This window comes from Occallatibacter sp. (genome assembly GCF_049510455.1).
GTDB lineage: Bacteria > Acidobacteriota > Terriglobia > Terriglobales > Acidobacteriaceae > Telmatobacter.
Map to the genome: position 1 here is coordinate 1 of NZ_JBEKYX010000091.1, position 17,362 is coordinate 17,362.

Below are 17,362 nucleotides of genomic sequence, written 5' to 3' on the forward strand. Positions count from 1 at the left end.
TAGATAATGTCGTCACGAGATTGGAGTTTATGCGAAGATGATTGGAGACGATGCCATCCGCCGCGTATCACCGTCATGATCTGAGCGACCACGCCTGGAAATTGCTTGCCTCTCATCTTCCCGGACAACGAGGTCAATGGGGCGGTATCGCCCAGGATAACCGTCGTTTTCTCAATGGCGTTCTGTGGATTTTGCGCACCGGGTCGCCGTGGCGCGATCTGCCTCCGGACTACGGGGACTGGAAAAATACGCATCGCCGTTTCTGCCGCTGGCGCGACCAGGGCATCTGGGAAAAGCTGCTGGAGCAGATGATCGACGAGCCCGACTTTGAATGGCTGATGATCGATGCCAGCCACATCAAGGTCCATCCGCATGCCGCCGGGGCCGCGGGCGGCAATCAGGAGATGGGGCGGACAAAAGGGGGCTCAACACCAAGCTGCATCTGGCCGTGGATGCGCATGGTATGCCGGTCCGAGTCCTTGTTACAGCGGGTCCCGTGGCGGATTGTACGCGCGCTGGCGCGCTGATCGAAGGACTGGCGGCCCAACATCTGATCGCCGACAAGGGATACGACAGCAACGCCATCCTGGAGCAGGCCGCCGGACAGGGTATGCAGGCGCAGATTCCGCCGCGCAGCAACCGCAAACAGCCGCGCGCCTATGACAAGCACCTCTACAAACTGCGGCATCTGGTGGAAAACGCTTTTCTGCACATCAAGCGCTGGAGGGCAATCGCCACCCGATACGCCAAATGCACGGGCTCCGTCCTCGCAGCCGTGCATATTCGATGCCTCATGATGTGGATTGCTATCTCGTGACGACACTGTCTAGACACTGTCTAACCCCTTTTATGAAACACTAATAATCAGCAGCAAAAAAGGCCCGAATCCAATGGATTCGGGCCTTACTATTTCAGCCTGTGCGGTTGCACAGTTCCGGAATGAAGATCGCAACCTGCTGAAAAAGAATTACTTCGAAATCAATCCTGCACAGGATAACTCACGCAGTCGTCCGAAAATGAACAGTCAGTTAAGCGTTGATGGCTTCACCTTCCACGGCCGCCTGCAGCATGCGGATGACGATAAGGGCGATGGGTGAGAACCAGCCGGCGGTTCGGAAACTGTGTACACACTTCCCGCCGTCTCTGAGTCGCCGGTAGCAACGGTTGATGGTTCCTGGACGGTAGCCTTTCAGCCTGATCGTGGAGCGCCGCCTTCGATCACGCTGAATACTTTGGCTTCATGGACAGACAATTCCAACACGGGTGTGAAGTATTTCTCCGGAGCCGGAACGTACACCAAGACGATCCAGGCAGACGCGAGTTGGTTTGCGAAAGGCGAGAATCTGTATCTCGATCTTGGAGACGTGAAGAATCTTGCCAAAGTGAAAATCAATGGCAAGGATCTTGGCGTGGTATGGCATGCGCCATACCGGGTGAACGTGACAAGCGCGCTCAAGCCGGGCGCCAACCAGGTTGAAATCAAGGTAGTGAATGCCTGGGTAAACCGGATCATCGGCGACCTGCAGCCGGGCGCGGCAAAATACACGTTTACCGTCGTCGAAAGCTACAAGGCAGACTCACCACTGATGCCTTCGGGACTTCTGGGACCGGTTACAGTGATCCGGTCAGACAAGCAGTAGACGCGATCTTTAAGGATGGAAGGACTCTCAAGAGCGGAGTCCTTCCATTGGGCGATGGCATGCTATTTGCGTGCCTCTATCCTCTTAGTTTTCAGTAAGCGTAAAGGTTGTGCTTTGTGTAACCGCTCCGGATGTGGCCGTGATAGTTACGGTGGAGACGGAGGATTTCGGTGTGCCGCTGCCGCCGCCGCATCCATTGATAACCACTGCTCCTATCGCGCTGAGAAGCAGAACGCATAACAGGCGCATCCCACGACGCCTTGCTTTGCCAATGAAGCAGAACGCCAACGCCAGAACTGCGGGCAGTAGAGGCGCTCCACGTCTGACTGCTGCAGCGGAGGCTGTCTCAGCCACGGTAAGCGTGGATGTAGCTGCAGTTCCCGAAGGCGTTACTGAACTTGGCGAGAAGCTGCACGTTGCATTAGAGGGTAGACCGGAACAAGCAAAGGAGACCGCGGCAGCAAATCCATTCTGGGGCGTGATGGTAATCGCATCCGTAGCCGAACTACCTGCACTGATGGTGAGTGAAGGCGATGCCAGTGCGACTGTGAAACCTGGGGCTGGCAGGTTGATGGTGTAGGCTGCAGTCGCCACGCTGCTGTTGGTGTAACCGGGAGCCGAGGCAATCGCTTCAATGGTCTCATTGCCGTTGACGGTGATGGAAGACATACATTGAGGTGACGATGTTGTTGGGGTCGTACCGTCCGTGGTGCAGTATATGGTTGCACCCGTTGTTGTATCGCTGATGGTAACGTTTTGCGCTGATGTGTACGTGCCGGCTGCGGGCGAGAAGGCCGGTGTTGCTACCGTGCCCAGCGATGTAATGGTAAGCGTGCCATTGGCATACGTGAAGGAATAGTTGGCCGCGGAGAGCGATCCCAGCGAGGGTATGATCGGATAGGTTCCCACGGGGGATCCCTGAGCTGCGTTCACCAGTTCTTGCGGATCACCGGTTATCGCTGATGCAGTTGTATCGCCATTGACAAACCCTGTTGCGGTGAAGCCCAAGAGAAACGGAATGGGCTGGCCGTACGGCACGCTGACGTTGTTTGCTGTTATGGTGAGCACGACCTTTGTCGCGGTGAGTGAAAACACCGCTGAGCCCGATACACCCGTCGTGGTTGCGGAGGCCGTCAAACTGCCCGAAGCGACCGCCGTCGCCGTAACGGAGGCTTCGCCATTCGATCCAGTCGTCGCAGTCGAGCTCGAAAACTTGAGCCCTGTGCCTGTGAATGTAACCGTCGCACCGGAGACTGGATTGCCATTTGCGTCTTTGACAATGACAATGAGTGGATTTGTGAACGACGAGCCGTAGGGTGTGGTCTGACCAGAACCCGACACAACAGCGATTGATGCAGGGGTAGAAGACCCTGAAGACGAGGACATACTAAATTTCGAGATAAAGAGGTTTGAATTTCCTCCGGTGGCTCCGTTATTCGTTGCCTGAAATACGCCACTCGTAATGGGGAAATTGGAGGAATACGTGATGCCAACCAGATAAGCATTGCCTGAGGTGTCGAGCGCTATTCCGAAAGCTCCGTCTCCACCCACCCGCAGGTCTGGACCTGAACTGCCACCGCTTCCGCCAAGATATGTGGAATACGTCAGCGACGTTCCATCGGAACTGATCTCGCTCAGGAATGCATTCGCCTGAGAATTTTTTGCTGCGGCATTTGTGCTCTGATATGCATTTGCAGTGACAGGAAAATTTGTCGAGCTGGCATAGCCTGCGACATATGCATTTCCGGAATTGTCCAATGCAATCGCCAGCGCACGATCTCCATCTACGGAGTTCCCTGTGCCTCCCAGAAATGTTGAATATACTAGCGCCGAACCTGAGGGATTCAGCTTTGTGATGAATGCATTCGGAACATTTCCAGCAGCGCCGTTGTTTTGTACCTGGACCGATCCCTTAGTCACCGGGAAATCGGCTGAGCCGGTTGCGCCCGCTATGTAAGCATTGCCCTGGCTGTCAATTGCCATTCCATTGGGAGCATCGCCAACTTTTTGACCACTGCCGCCCAGGTATGTCGAATAGATAAGCGCAGAGCCGGTTGGATTCAATTCAGTGACGAATCCCGTGCACACTCCATTGACGGCTGCCTTGTTTTCTGTCTGGAATGCGCCGGAGGTGACGGGAAAATCCGTGGACAAGGTATAGCCAGTGACAAAGACATTGCCGCTGGAGTCCAGCGCGAGACCAGTCGATAAATCGCCCGGCACTCCCGCACCAAAATTCTGGTATGGCGCGTTTGGAACCGAGGCTATGCCGCTGCCACCCAGATAGGTTGAATAGATCAGCGATGTGCCAGTGGCATTTACCTCAGCCACCCATGCGTTGTACCCCACATTGGATGCGGCATTATTGGTCTTCTGATAGGCATTTGCTGTTACCGGAAAATTGGTGGAGCTTGTGAAACCAGAGATATATGCATCGCCGGATGAATTGACGGCAATAGCATTGCCAAAATCTCCGTAGTCGTTGTTCGATTCCTGCTGAGCGCTGCCTCCGATCAGCGTGGAATAGAGCAGCGTGTTGCCAGCCGGATTGAGTTTTGCAACCCAGGCATTAAAGCCGTAAGGAAAAGCTCCGTTGGTTGATTGAAAAGCTCCGCTTGTAGTTGGAAAATTCTGCGACCAGGTGGACCCCACTAAATATGCATCGCCGGAACTGTCTACATAGATTGCGTTGACGTTGTCTCCGCCGCCGCCGTTGACAAAATCGCCTGTGTAACTGCTGGAGCCATTTCCGCCAATGTAGGTGGAGTACACGAGCGCAGTGGCTGTGGCGTTGAGTTTGGCAACAATACCTGACGAAGTCTGGAAAAAGCCGTCCGTCAGACCAGGGTCATTGGGATTGTAAGAACCGGACGTGACCGGGAAATTTTCTGACCAGGTATCTCCCACGACGTACGCGTCGCCGGAAGAATCAACTGTGATGCCATAGCCATTGTCAGCAAAGGAGCCATCGCCGCCCTGGCCGCTGCCACCAAGGTATGTGGAGTAAGCCAACGTCGGATCGATGATCAGCGGCTGAGAGCGGTCATACGCACCCAAGGCAAAGCCAATGGAGTTTCGAGCTTCAAGAACGAATCTTCCTTCAACCGGCTGCCGCAAGCCATTTTTGTTTTGATAAACAACAGGCTTGTGGAAGGCAATCTCGCCGTTCTTTGCGATTACTTCGAGGTCTCCGTTTTTATTGAGCCTGAGCTGTTTGGCTCCGCTGAAACGCAGCTTGATTGAATTCGGCTTAGCGTTTGGAGCGACGACAAAGTCATATTCCAACTGCTGCTGGTTGCCATAGTAAACAAGATCCACGCCCGGATATACGCCGGTATATCTCACCTTGCCATAAGTAGGCACATTGGTGTGCCATTTCTGCGGATCGTTGCCGATGAAGTAATTTGCGGCGCCAGGAAGTTTGTCTTCTCCATCGACACGCGGGCCTTTGGTAGCGCCTTCCAACTGCATCCGCACTACATCGGTCTTGAATTTTTTAGCATCTGATTTGACGGCTTTGCCATGCAGAAGATCGCTTGCTGTTTGTGTATCCTGCTTATCCGGCTTGCGCAGCGCCAGGACGGCTTCTTTGTCTGTCAAAAACAGCGAGTAACCGTTGCCGCGCGAGAGAAATCGCACCTGCGCGTTGGTTTGTCCCTGATTTGCTTCGAAACTAAGCGGCAGCTTGCCATAGTTTGCCGACACCGAAGCGCGGTTCGCCTTTACTTTGGAAGGCGGCGCAATTTCTGCGGTGGATTGGCCCCACACCGCTACAGTTCCCATGACGGCGAGCAGTAATGTTACCTGGAATTGCCGCAGAAATTTTCTTGCGACAAGCGAGAGCGAGAGAGGTGCCTTGCCGTGAATCGGCTGATAATACGCAGAGACAGAATCAGAGATGACAACGCGCACGATGCCTCCTGGGCTCGACCAGCATGGGGGATGGAAGCTACCGCTCCGGGGAGAAGGAAGGTAGAATTGGCTGCTGTAGAGTTATGCGGGAAAAACCTCGCGCTCTGCCACAGCGATACAAAGAATTCTTACGCGAGGACTGAAATCAGTCAGCGCAAAATAGACGAGCTTACCCGATAGAGGAAGAAAATGGCGGCCCAGACTTCTTTAACCGAGCAGTTGCAACGCTATTTTGAAGGCGATATTGAAGTGGCCGAGTCTGTCTTGCAGACCGTCCTGCCCCAGTTACACGATATTGCCGAGCGAGAACTGAGGCGCGAAAGGCATTGGTCGCATCTATCCCCTACCGAACTCATTCACGAAGTGTGGATGAAGAACATGAGCAAAGGCGGGTGGGAGATCACCAGCCGGCAGCATTTTTATGCCCTGGCTTCGCTCGCCATGCGCCACATCCTTGTGGATTTTGCACGGGCTCGACTCGCGCAGCGGCGGGGAAACGGCATCTCGCCGGAGCCTTTCGACAAGGCCGCATTCAACCAGTATGCGGAGAACACGGATCTTGAGAGCATTGTCCGCATCGGACAGCTCATGGACCGGCTTACGGCAGTTGATCCTCAGGCTGCCCGCGTGGTCGATATGCATTACTTCGTCGGCTTCACCTTCGATGAGATTGCCTATCACACAGGCATGACCTTTCGCCAGGTTCGTCACCGCTGGGAGAAAGGCCGAGACTGGCTGAAGCGGCAGATGTAGCGCGGGCTGAACTAATCCGATTCGAGATCGCCGGCAATGCGATCGGCGAATTCCCCGACGTTTGCCGGCCTCCGTACAGGATCGAATTCAAACGCAGAGCTGAATAGTTGAGTCGACTCGGCCGATAGCCTGACGGGCAGAGACGGAATCAGCTCCCGCATCCGCTCGGGCAGATCCATCGATGCGTCCGGCAATAGCGCAGCTAATCGCGTGCCGGTGATCATCTCAATGAGCACCTTGGCAAGGCTGTAAATGTCCGTAGCCGGATGAGCAAAACCAATCGCCTGTTCGGGAGCCATGTAGCCGATGGTTCCGGCTGCGCGAGAAAGCCCGTGAACCGTCTTGTCCGGGTCTTTGACAATGGCGATGGAAAAATCGATGAGCACCAGGTCCTGCCCGTTCGCAGCGCCATCGCGCAACATCAGGTTCTCCGGCTTCACGTCGCGATGGTAGATGCCGCAGCGGTGAACAGCATCAAGCGCGCTGCCCGCCTGGCGCAGGTAACGGGCAATCTGCCGAGGCGGAATCGGCCCCTGATCAATCACTGCCCGCAGCGTGGTGCCCTCGATGAATTCCATGACCAGATAAAACGAGCCATTCGGCGCCACTCCACTGCCGTAGATGCGTACCACATTCGGATGGTTCAACTGTTCCAGCGCGCGCACCTCATGGCGAAAGCGATGCCCGATCCATTCCCGATCCACCGCGTCATGGTAAAAGACCTTGATGGCGCAGCGGAGGTTTCCCTGGCTTTCATCGTGCCCATCGGCAACCAGGGCAAATCCTCCGCGTGCCAGGATTGGACCCACGCGAAACCTGTCGTCAAGCAGCTTGCCCTCCAGCGATTGAAATTCCGGCGAAAGTGCGGCCAGCCGCCACGGCGTCAGATCCGGCAATCCGCGGCGCAATTTCGCCCTGCGTCTTCGCCTCCATTGAAAGCCGGCGAAGCCGGCGCCAATGCCCGCAATGGCATACGAACCGAGGGCCGGCCACGCAAGCGCAGCCGGAACCATCACCGTAACTGCCTGCTCGACCGGCCGGGACCATGGACCGTCGCCGACCTGGCCCTGCAATTGCAGCGTATGGCTGCCCCAGCTCAGCTTGCCCAGCGGCAAATCAAAACTGCTCGCTGCCATCCACGCGCCATCTCCCGGCAAAAGCCGGTATTGCATATGCAGCGATTGACGCCGATCGAACTGAAGAGATCCAAGATGCGCCGTTACAGTCGAGCCGCTTGGAAATTTTGTATCAGTTTCGTCGATGAGCAGAGGATGATCGCTGGAGGAAAATCCTGTAATCGAGACAGAAGGAGTGAAGGCCGGATGCACAAGATCGCCGGGAACGAAAAAGTGGATGACGTCATAGTCTGCTCCAAACCATATAGAGCCGTCGCTATCTTCTAAGAAGGAGTCTTTATTACTGTTGACGGCATGCAGACCATCGGTCGCGCCTAAATGAATCCATTTCCCCTGGCGCGCCTGTTGGGGATCGGCAACATAGAGGCCTTCGGCATTGCCTCGCCAGACCCAGCCTCGTTTGTCAACCGCAATCATATTATCGATGCCGCCAGTCTCGCCGGCTGTAGGCGCCACTCGTGCAATGGGTGCTTTGCCTGCGGACTGCTCAACATAATAGATAGCGGCCCTTCCCCTATCCGAGTACCAGATACTACCATTGGGTGCAATCGCCAACGATATACACCCAGCATCCGCGCTCGCATTCTCAGTCGGCACCTGTTGCCATGTCGAGTTCGCCCTGCGCATCAGCCCGTATGCGCCACATGCCCACAGGACTCCATTTGCATCTTCATTTATACCGAAGGTACCCGGCACTATTTTGACTGCATTATCGGGCTCAAAAGCCGGTTTTCCATTACCTGTATCGATTCGATAGAGAACATCACCCACGGCCCAGATATTGTTATCGCTGAGACGAATCAGTCCTTTCAGATCAGCGATCTGAGAACGTCCCAGCTCATGCCAACCAGGCGTCATCCGGTAGATTGTGTCTCCCTGCACTACGAGCATATTGCCGTCGTTCTCAGGCATCATGCTTCCCGCCGGCGATTGTAAAGAGCGCCAGGTCTTTCTATCCGCATCCAGGGTTCTCGTAGTTTCGTCGTCCTGGACATACGTGTGCTGCCGGTTCCGGGCTATCGACCAGGTGTTTCCCTGCAGCCCTTCCGGCGTGCTCCAGTATTCCACGTTGAGTCGCCTCGGCAGGTACGTGAGGCCTTTCCCGTCACTCGCTATCAATCCACCATCTCGCAGCGGTACGACGACACCACAGGCGTAGAAATTGGTTACCTCCATCTTTTCCGGTCTTCCGATGGCAATTTTGGAAAAGCCGGGTATTAAAACCGCTCCATCGTTAAGCTCATAGAGTTGGGGATAGCCCATACTTACATACGCGGAATCCAGCTTGATCGGCTTTGCCTCCCCTCGACATTGATAGGCGGCCTCTGTGGAGTTGCGGAACCAGATGCAATTCCGCCTGTCGCGCAGCACGATCGATGAACCGCCAGAATAGGAATCTCCCAATCCCAACGCATGTTCATGTACGGCAAGCTTCTGCCCTGGCTTCCATCGGACAACATCCTCAGCCGAAAGCTCACAGAAGCCGCCAAGGCAGCCGTAGAGAAGATTGCCTGCCGCATCCAGGCGAAACTGAACGTCTCCCACGTTGGTCAGCAGACTGTCGATTTTCCAGCCAGCAGATGTTTTGGTAACGCGGATAATATCGGCCTTGCCCGAACTCTGTCCCTGTGTCTGCATCGTAAGCAGGAACACATCCGGCGCAACGCGTGTGATGCCTGCGAGCGCCGACCCGGCGAAGACTTTTGCAAGCTTACCTTGGTAAATGCGGAGAAGTCCCTGGTTGGATGAGAGCCAGATTCCACCCTCTGCATCCTCTGCCATTCCGCGTACACCCGCGCCGTTCTGTGCTCCCTGCGGGGAAAGGAACCGCGAACCATCGAAGACATAAATGCCTTCATACCCTGTCTCGCAGCCTGCCAACCAGAGTCTTCCCCGGCTATCTTCAAACGGGAACAGGCAAGCCACCTTTGGAGAATTTGCCCCACTGATCGATACAAAAGGGCGCTGCTGCGCCCTCAAGATGTACGCCGGCAACAGGGCTAAAACAGCGCTGAAAAGCCACAATAGGAATCGTTTTGTTCTCGTCGCCATGCGTGTGAGCAGCCGGGCTGCTTATTTTTTCGTAGTCTCGTGGCACCTTACCAGGATTTATACGCATAACAATACAACAACCTCATCTTGCCGTCCGTACCCCGAAGGCGGCAGTTCGACTGACTATGCTCATCGGCTACGGGAGAATTGCGCGCGCTGGCTGCACTCGTCGCTGGGCTATAAACCGCCCCCGCCGGAAGCGTGGCGGATCGAAGCATCTCAGGGAGTGGAAATCTTCCGTCGGACGGATCACCCAACGCCGCCTGTCTCTCTCCTGCATAAGCCACCAACCCACCTCTTCCTCGCTGCACCGAAGTCAATGCAAAGAAAGCGCTTTACCTTAAAGCTCTCAATTCGCATACCAATATACCATTTTTAGTATATTAGATACTATTTTCTGTATTTCCGTGCGGACTTTTCCTACATCCAACGAGACAATCCGGGCGTTCAAACGTCCTTAACTTGTGTAATCTCATGAAATTGGGGTCTACTGTAAGGTTCCACCCGCCATTCGGCTGCGTGGCATTCTACGTGCTTCACTCTTAGTCGCACCTTTGTAAGCTCAGGCAACCTCACCATGGAGACGAATATTTCCAATCGTTTGCAGGCCATGCTGCTGGCCGTCTTCACGGCCGGGCTGGTCTTGCTGGCGGTCTGGAACTTCCGTCAGGAAAGTGTCTGGACGCAGCCCGACGACGGCGTCTGGTGGGGTGAGGCGCCAGGCGGTTCCGGCCTCATAGCCCAGCGCGTGCTTCCCGACAGTCCCGGCGCGCGCGCCGGACTCAAGCAGAACGATCTACTGACCGCCATCAGCACTGCTCCCGTAGCAAACATCGAAGAGTTCGAGCAGTTCTCCTCGAATCCAACTGCCCGGAGGAACGCATCGTCCACGCCAGTCGTTCGACTGAGCGACATCGAGGGCGCTTTCTACCGGGTTGGTCCCTTCGGAAGCCTGCACTACTTCATCACCAGGGATGGCTACCGGCTCGAAACGCCGCTGCTCGTCATCCCCGAGCCGGCCGACCGCAGCCTTTCGCAGGCCGAGCGCGTCATCGGGCTCATTTATCTCGCCATCGGGCTTTACGTCCTCTTTCGCCGCTGGACCGCGCCGCGGGCCATGCACTTCTATCTCTTCTGCCTGGTTTCTTTCGCGCTCTATGCGCTCAAGTACACCGGCAAGTTCGACATCCTGGACTGGAGCGTCTACTGGGGTAATCATGTCGCGGAAGCACTTCAGCCCGCGCTCTTCCTTCACTTCGCGCTCAGCTTTGCCGCCTCAAACAGTCCGGACGAGCGCCTCAGCCATTCCGGCCGCCGCTGGATTCTCCCGCTCATCTACGCTCCCGGCGCAGCCGTATTAGGCCTGTGGATCTGGGCCATCGCCCGCTGGCAGGCCACCGGTCTGCTCGCGCATCGCCTTGACCAGGTCAGCACCGCATACCTCGGCCTCTTTTATCTCCTGGCAGCCGCACAGTTCATCTGGAGCTACCGCAAGGCCAACACTCCGCTCCTCCGCCAGCAGCTCAAATGGCTCACCCGCGGCACTCTCCTCGCTGTGCTGCCCTTCACGCTGCTCTACGCGGTTCCCTTCCTGCTCGATCTTAGAATGCCGGCCCTTGTCACGCGTCTCGCCGGCCTCTCGCTCGTCTTTCTTCCGCTCACTTTCAGTTGGGCCATCGTCCGTTACCGCCTCATGGATACGGACCTCATCTTCAAGCGCGGCGTCGCCTACACGCTGGCCACCGGCGTCAGCCTCGGCGCATACTTCGGCGTCATCGCCCTCGTCGCCGGCCTCGCGCACAATCAGCTTCCCGCCGCCGTCCGCGGCTACGGTGAAGGCATTGCCATCGTCCTCGTCCTCGCCTGCTTTGAGCCGCTCAAGCGCCGCATTCAGGGATGGATCGATCGCATCTTCGACCAGAACCGCTACGACTACCGCAAGGCCCTCATAGAATTCGGCCGCGGCTTGAGTTCGGAAACCGACCTCGACGCACTGCTGCACTCCATCGTCGAGCAGCTTCCGCGCACCCTTCTCGTCTCCCGCGTCGCCATCTTCCTCCACTGCGGCCCGAATTCAAATCAAGGCAGCAGTCAGCGACAGCTCTGCCTCGCCGCCAGTCACGGCCTTCCCAAGGAAGCAAGCATAGCCCGCGAGCCAGGACGCCTCGCTCTCGGCTTCCTCAACTTCGACCGCAGCCAGCACACCCACATCTTTCTCGAAAACGCGCAGCACGCTCTCCATCTGCCAGAGGACGAGCGCCGCGCCGCAGCACTCCTCGACCTCAACTACTATCTGCCTTGCCGCGTTCAAGACGGCACGGGATCGCAAACCGGCTCCACCACGCGCTCCATCGCCGTCATCGGCCTCGGACGCACCCTCGATGGCGACTTCCTCTCATCGGAAGACGTGGAGCTCCTCGAATCCCTCGCCAGCTACATCGGCATCGCACTCCAGAACGCCAGCCTCTACACGCGCCTCGAAGCCAAGATCGTCGAATTCGAGCGCCTCAAGGAATTCAACGAAAACATCGTCGAATCCATCAACGTCGGCATCCTTGCCATCGATCTCGATGACCGCATCGAAAGCTGGAACGCGCAGATGGAGGCCATGTACGCGCTCAGCCGCGCCGAAGCTCTTGGCCGTCCAATTCACGAGGTCTTCCCCTCCGAATTCATTGAGGCCCTTCGCTCCTTCCGCAATGAGAGCGGCGTCCATCATCTCTATAAATTCCGACTGACCACGCGTGCCCAGTCTTTCGATCAACAGGACCAGCTCACCGTCAACATCGCCATCGCGCCGCTCATGTCCCGCAACTTCGTCGCCGTCGGCCGCATCATCCTCGTCGATGACATCACCGAGCGCATCTCGCTTGAAACGCAGCTCACGCAGGCTGACAAGCTCAGCTCCATCGGCCTTCTAGCCGCAGGCGTCGCGCATGAAATCAACACCCCGCTCGCCGTCATCTCCAGCTACGCGCAGATGCTCGCCAAGCAGCTCAAAGGCGATGAGCGCCTCAGCCCGGTGCTTGAGAAAATCACGCAGCAGAGCTTCCGCGCCGCCGAAATCGCCAACGGTCTCCTCAACTTCTCCCGCACCTCCACCACGGAGATGCGCGCCACCAATCTCAACGCCGTCATCCGCGATACGCTCTCGCTTCTTGAGCATCAATTCAAGACCGCGCAGATCGATGTCGATCTTGAGCTCGCCAGTGAACTCCCTGAAATCCAGGGCAATGCCGGCAAGCTGCAGCAGGTCTTCCTGAACCTGCTCCTCAACGCGCGTGACGCCATGCCCGGCGGCGGACGCCTGCGCGTAGCCACGTTCGTCAACGGCCACGTGGAAGCGGTCGTTTCCGATTCCGGCTCAGGCATCTCGCCCGATCATCTCAAGCGCATCTACGATCCTTTCTTCACCACCAAAACCATACCCAGAGCCGACGGCAAGCGCGGCACCGGCCTTGGCCTCAGCGTCTCCTACGGCATCATCCAGGAGCACGCCGGAAAGATTCACGTCGAGAGCGCTGTGGGCTCCGGCACAACCTTTCATCTTGAGTTCCCCTTATTAAGGAAATCCGTCCATGCCTGAGGTCGACCTAGCGTTCAATACATCCACAACAGTGCCTGCTGGCACATCTACGGCCCGCATTCTTGTCATCGACGATGAAGCCGCCATCCGCGATTCGCTCGAAGTGCTCCTCACCCTTGAGGGCTACAACGTCAAGATGGCCTCCGACGGCGACCAGGGACTGCGCATTCTTGAGCTCGACAACTTCGACCTCATCCTCCTCGACCTCGCGCTTCCCGGCCGCACGGGTCTTGAGCTGCTTCCGTTCATCAAGGAGCGCCAGCCGGAAACGCCCGTCATCATGATCACCGCCTACGGCACCGTGGACAACGTCGTTGAAGCCATCCGCGCCGGCGCGGAAAACTTTGTCCAGAAGCCCTGGGATAACGAGAAGCTACTCGCCGATATTCGCTCTGCCGTCGCGCGCCGCCGCGCCGAGGAAGAAAATCTCCAGCTCAAGCGCACCCTCAAGCAGCGCTACAACTTCAGCAACATCGTCGGCAAAAGCGACGCCATGTTGCGCATCTTCGATCTGGTCTCCCAGATCGCGCCCTCGCGCTCCACTGTGCTCATTCAGGGCGAGAGCGGCACCGGCAAGGAGCTCATCGCCAAGGCCATTCACGCCAACTCGCCGCGCCGCGACAAGCCCTTCGTGCCCATTAACACCGGCGCCATGCCCTCGGAGCTGCTTGAATCCACGCTCTTCGGCCACGTCAAGGGCGCATTTACCTCTGCCGTCGCTTCCAAAAAAGGCCTCTTTGAAGTCGCCAACGGCGGCACGCTCTTCCTCGACGAAATCGCCACCATGGGCTTCGACACGCAGGCCAAAATCCTTCGTGCCCTGCAGGACAAGCGCTTCATGCACCTCGGCGGCATCCAGGAAATTCAGGTGGACGTGCGCATCATTACCGCCACCAACGTCGATCTGCGCCAGGCCGTGCGCGAAGGCAAATTCCGGGAAGACCTTTACTACCGCCTCAACGTCATCACCGTGGATCTGCCGCCGTTGCGTGCCCGTCGCGAAGACATTCCTCCGCTCGTGCATCACTTCCTCAATCTCTATTCGAATGAAAACGGCTTTCCCTTACGCCGGCTTTCGCCTGACGCCATGCGTGCACTCGTCGATTACGAGTGGCCCGGCAATGTCCGCGAGCTTGAGAACGCAATCGAACGCGGCGTCGTTCTCTCCTCGAACCAGCTCATCGGTTCGGAACTGCTTCCCGGTCACATCTCCGGCCGCAGCTTCCAGGATGCGCTCCTGGAGCACAACCCCAACGCCTCGCTCTTCGACATCCTTGAAGACATCGAGCGCCGCATCATCGTTGAAAAGTTGGAGCGCTGCAACTGGAATCAAACCGATGCCGCCGAGCAGTTCCGCATCCCGCTCTCCACGCTCAATCAAAAGATCAAGCGCCTCAACATCGAAATCCGCAAACGTATCCGCGAGTAGACGCGTGACCCGGCCACCACAAAAACCCGATCAGATCTAACTCGCCTGCTCCAACTCCTCTTCTTCGCTCCACTCCGCAGCCGCGCTCGGCGAGTTTGATAGCTTCGGCGCAGCCTTCCACCAGCGTTTCAGAAACGCCCTCAGCTCGCTCGGAGGCCGCAGCCAGACCTCGGCTGCTGTCTCCCGCTTCGCCGGCTTCACCAGCACACTCAGATGCGGCCCGTCCATCTCATTCACCGCACGAAACGCCGACTCATCTGTGTAATCGTCGCCCAGGTACGTAATCGGTGTACCCGCCGGCATCTCCGCCGCAAGCGCGCGCACCGCATCGCCCTTGTTTCGTCCCGCTCGCAGTTCCAGCCCCGATTCAAACTCCAGCAGATTCAGTCCCGGTCGCGCCGCCAGCGGCTCAAACATCTCCCGCGTGCGCTGCTCAATAAACTTCGCCGTGCGCGCTGAAGCCCCGCGCCAGTGCATCACCGCCGCATTGGGCTTGTCTTCAAACTCGCCGCCCAGATTGTGGTGCCGCAGATACTCGCGCACCTGATCCAGCGTCCGCTGTGTCTCCGGCGCGGGCTCATCGATCTCGCGCCTTCCGTCCGGATGCAGCCGCTCTGCTCCATGCAGACCCCAGACTTCCACTGGTTGCTCCATCACTGGCGGATAGCCCCGCAGCAGCAGTGAAATCTCGCACGCGGGGCGCCCCGTGATCACCACAATCCGCGTCTGTCTTTCAGCCTGGATGCGACCCAGAACCTCACGCACGCCCTTGAAAGGCTTTGCCTTGGAGCGGTCCACGCGAAAGGGCGCAAGCGTTCCGTCATAATCCAGAAGAAGCAGGGGAACGTGATTGCCCGCAAAGCCCGCAAAGAACTGATCCAGTCTCGATAACGTTTCGTTCGTCATAAAATTCCTCTACGCATTCCCCTGTCTATGCGCTTTTGCGGCGCGGCGCATCGTGTACGCGCACAACAATGGGCTCATGCCTCGCCCCGCTGCCCGGCTCTGCATTTTCAATATGCAGCTCGCGCAGGTCTCCCAGCACAGACGCAGCCCAGCGATAGACGTTGTGCTCCATCACATGGCGCCGCATGCGGGTCATGCGCTGCCGGCGCTCGATATATTCCATCTCCAGGCCGCGATGCATCGCCTCGGCTACGCCGTCAATGTCATACGGATTCACAATCAACGCATCGCGCAACTCCACTGCCGCGCCAGTAAACTTGCTCAGCACCAGCACACCGTCCTCATCTACGCGCGCCGCAATGTATTCCTTCGCCACCAGGTTCATGCCGTCATGCAGTGACGTCACAAGGCACAAGTCCGCCACGCGATACCACTGCGACACCTCTTCATGGCTGCACTGCCGCGCTATGAGCACCACCGGCTTCCAGTTCTGCGTGCCAAAGCGCGAATTGATCTCCGCCACCCGCGATTCCACCTGGTGGGTCAGCTCGATATAGCTCGGAATCCGCGTGCGGCTCGGCGCGGCAATCTGCACCATCGTCACGCGCTCTCTGTGCCATGGATGCTCCTCCAGCAGCCGCTCAAAAGCCATCAGCCGCTCGACAATGCCCTTGGTGTAATCCATGCGGTCTACGCCAAGAATCACGCGCTCCGTCTGCGTGCCTAAAGGCCGCAACAGTTCATCAAGAGATGGACCTGCTGTAGCCCGGTCGCTGTTCGAACCATCAAACGCCACACTGATCGGATACGCGCGCACCGTTGTCACGTGGCCTCCGCGCCGTGCCGTCATGTGTTCGCGATCCGTGCGCGACTCCAGCACCCGGTCCACCGTATCCAGAAAATTGTTGCAATGCAGCGGAATATGAAACCCGATCAGATCCGCGCCCAGCAACCCGTCGATCAGATCCGCCTGCCACGGGCAAATACCAAACGCCTCCGGATTCGGCCACGGAATATGCCAGAAGATCGCTACACGCGCATCCGGCCGTGCATTCTTGATCATGCGTGGCAACAGCGCAAAGTGATAATCCTGCACAAAGACGAACGGCGCCTCGCTGCCTTCCATCTCACGCAACAATGCATCGGCAAACTTGCGATTTACCTCCTGATATGCCTCCCAGTCCGCCGCGCGAAAGATGGGCCGCGTATGCGCAATATGGCAGAGCGGCCAGAGTCCCTCATTCGCAAAGCCATCGTAATAATGAGACTCTTCCTCCGGCGTCAGCCATACGCGGCGCAGCGTATAGCGCGGGTCGTCCGGCGGAACGCGCAGCCGGTCAAACTCATCCACCGTCGCGCGATCCTCGCTGCCGCTGCCCGATGCCACCCACACACCATTGCAGGCGCGAAGAACCGGCTCAATCGCCGTCACCAGTCCGCTTGGCGGAACCACGCACACAGTCTCCTTGCCCTGGCGAACATGCATATACGGCTCGCGATTGGAGACCGCAAAAATGCGGCCCACATCTTTTCCAATGCCGCCGCGCTGCTGCATATGCGCCGTCAGCCGCTCAGCAGTCCACAGGCTCTCGCCAGCATCGCGCAGCCGTGCCTCTGTGGCCGCGGCGGCGCGCGCCTCAATCAGGCTTTCCGTAATCGTCTCCATCTCGCGCGCCAAAGGCGTGAATAAGCTCAGCTCTTTCCCATGAGCGTGCTCATCGGCTCCCGCGTGTCCAAGACGCAAGCGACGAAGCCGCTCCGCCAACTGCTTTGCCGGGCGCATCAGGAACCAGCTCACCATCAGCGCCGTAATGCCCACAATCAGAACCACAGACACTGCAATCCGCCAGAAGGTATGGCGCCACACCATGGCGGTTTCCGCGCGAATCGCATTCGCATCCTGCATGACCACCAGCGCGCCGGCTATATTTCCATTCACATGGAGCGG

Annotated in this window: 9 protein-coding genes and 1 pseudogene; 6 read left to right on the plus strand and 4 right to left on the minus strand. The window is 57.6% G+C overall.

What is annotated here, in order from left to right; translation table 11 throughout:
• Nucleotides 1-50: 50 nt before the first annotated feature.
• The 3 genes and pseudogenes from ABSG47_RS16135 to ABSG47_RS16145 all read left to right on the plus strand — a co-directional run bounded on the left by ABSG47_RS16135 (nucleotide 51) and on the right by ABSG47_RS16145 (nucleotide 1,640).
• Nucleotides 51-817 (plus strand): annotated as a pseudogene (locus tag ABSG47_RS16135) (IS5 family transposase).
• A gap of 73 nt (nucleotides 818-890) precedes the next feature.
• The gene (locus ABSG47_RS16140; RefSeq protein ID WP_424170727.1) at nucleotides 891-1,097 is read left to right on the plus strand and encodes a hypothetical protein; all 207 of its coding nucleotides are present in this window, start codon (nucleotides 891-893) and stop codon (nucleotides 1,095-1,097) included.
• A 24-nt stretch (nucleotides 1,098-1,121) separates the two neighbouring features.
• Nucleotides 1,122-1,640 (plus strand): glycosylhydrolase-like jelly roll fold domain-containing protein, encoded by a 519-nt coding sequence (locus ABSG47_RS16145; RefSeq protein WP_424170728.1) that lies wholly within the window; start codon nucleotides 1,122-1,124, stop codon nucleotides 1,638-1,640.
• Nucleotides 1,641-1,724: 84 nt separating this feature from the next.
• On the opposite strand, the gene ABSG47_RS16150 is transcribed toward ABSG47_RS16145, so the two are convergent.
• Complete coding sequence (locus ABSG47_RS16150; RefSeq protein ID WP_424170729.1) at nucleotides 1,725-5,552, minus strand: DUF7948 domain-containing protein; 3,828 nt, start codon at nucleotides 5,550-5,552, stop codon at nucleotides 1,725-1,727.
• A gap of 189 nt (nucleotides 5,553-5,741) precedes the next feature.
• Here ABSG47_RS16150 and ABSG47_RS16155 point away from each other — a divergent pair, with 189 nt between their 5' ends.
• Nucleotides 5,742-6,305, plus strand: a complete 564-nt coding sequence (locus ABSG47_RS16155) for an ECF-type sigma factor (RefSeq protein WP_424170730.1) — start codon at nucleotides 5,742-5,744, stop codon at nucleotides 6,303-6,305.
• 11 nt (nucleotides 6,306-6,316) lie between these two features.
• On the opposite strand, the gene ABSG47_RS16160 is transcribed toward ABSG47_RS16155, so the two are convergent.
• A complete protein-coding gene (locus ABSG47_RS16160; protein WP_424170731.1) occupies nucleotides 6,317-9,322 on the minus strand; it encodes a serine/threonine-protein kinase in 3,006 nt (1,001 codons plus the stop codon).
• 748 nt (nucleotides 9,323-10,070) lie between these two features.
• Here ABSG47_RS16160 and ABSG47_RS16165 point away from each other — a divergent pair.
• Entirely contained in the window at nucleotides 10,071-13,079 is a 3,009-nt protein-coding gene (locus tag ABSG47_RS16165) for an ATP-binding protein (protein ID WP_424170732.1), read from the plus strand.
• Nucleotides 13,072-14,508, plus strand: coding sequence for a sigma-54-dependent transcriptional regulator (locus ABSG47_RS16170; protein WP_424170733.1), 1,437 nt, complete (start codon nucleotides 13,072-13,074; stop codon nucleotides 14,506-14,508). Before ABSG47_RS16165 ends, ABSG47_RS16170 begins: the two co-directional genes overlap by 8 nt.
• Nucleotides 14,509-14,544: 36 nt before the next feature.
• Here the strand turns inward: ABSG47_RS16170 and otsB are convergent, their stop codons facing one another.
• Nucleotides 14,545-15,414: a trehalose-phosphatase gene (gene otsB / locus ABSG47_RS16175; protein ID WP_424170734.1), complete on the minus strand. Its 870-nt coding sequence runs from the start codon at nucleotides 15,412-15,414 to the stop codon at nucleotides 14,545-14,547.
• Nucleotides 15,415-15,439: 25 nt separating this feature from the next.
• On the minus strand, nucleotides 15,440-17,362 hold a 1,923-nt coding region (locus ABSG47_RS16180; RefSeq protein WP_424170735.1), incomplete at its 5' end, for an alpha,alpha-trehalose-phosphate synthase (UDP-forming).

What these genes read in the sequence shown, in the direction of transcription:
- otsB (WP_424170734.1), bottom strand. Translation starts at nt 15,414, where the DNA reads ATGACGAACGAAACGTTATCGAGACTGGATCAGTTCTTTGCGGGCTTT.
- ABSG47_RS16140 (WP_424170727.1), top strand. Translation starts at nt 891, where the DNA reads ATGGATTCGGGCCTTACTATTTCAGCCTGTGCGGTTGCACAGTTCCGG.
- ABSG47_RS16165 (WP_424170732.1), top strand. Translation starts at nt 10,071, where the DNA reads ATGGAGACGAATATTTCCAATCGTTTGCAGGCCATGCTGCTGGCCGTC.
- ABSG47_RS16155 (WP_424170730.1), top strand. Translation starts at nt 5,742, where the DNA reads ATGGCGGCCCAGACTTCTTTAACCGAGCAGTTGCAACGCTATTTTGAA.
- ABSG47_RS16170 (WP_424170733.1), top strand. Translation starts at nt 13,072, where the DNA reads ATGCCTGAGGTCGACCTAGCGTTCAATACATCCACAACAGTGCCTGCT.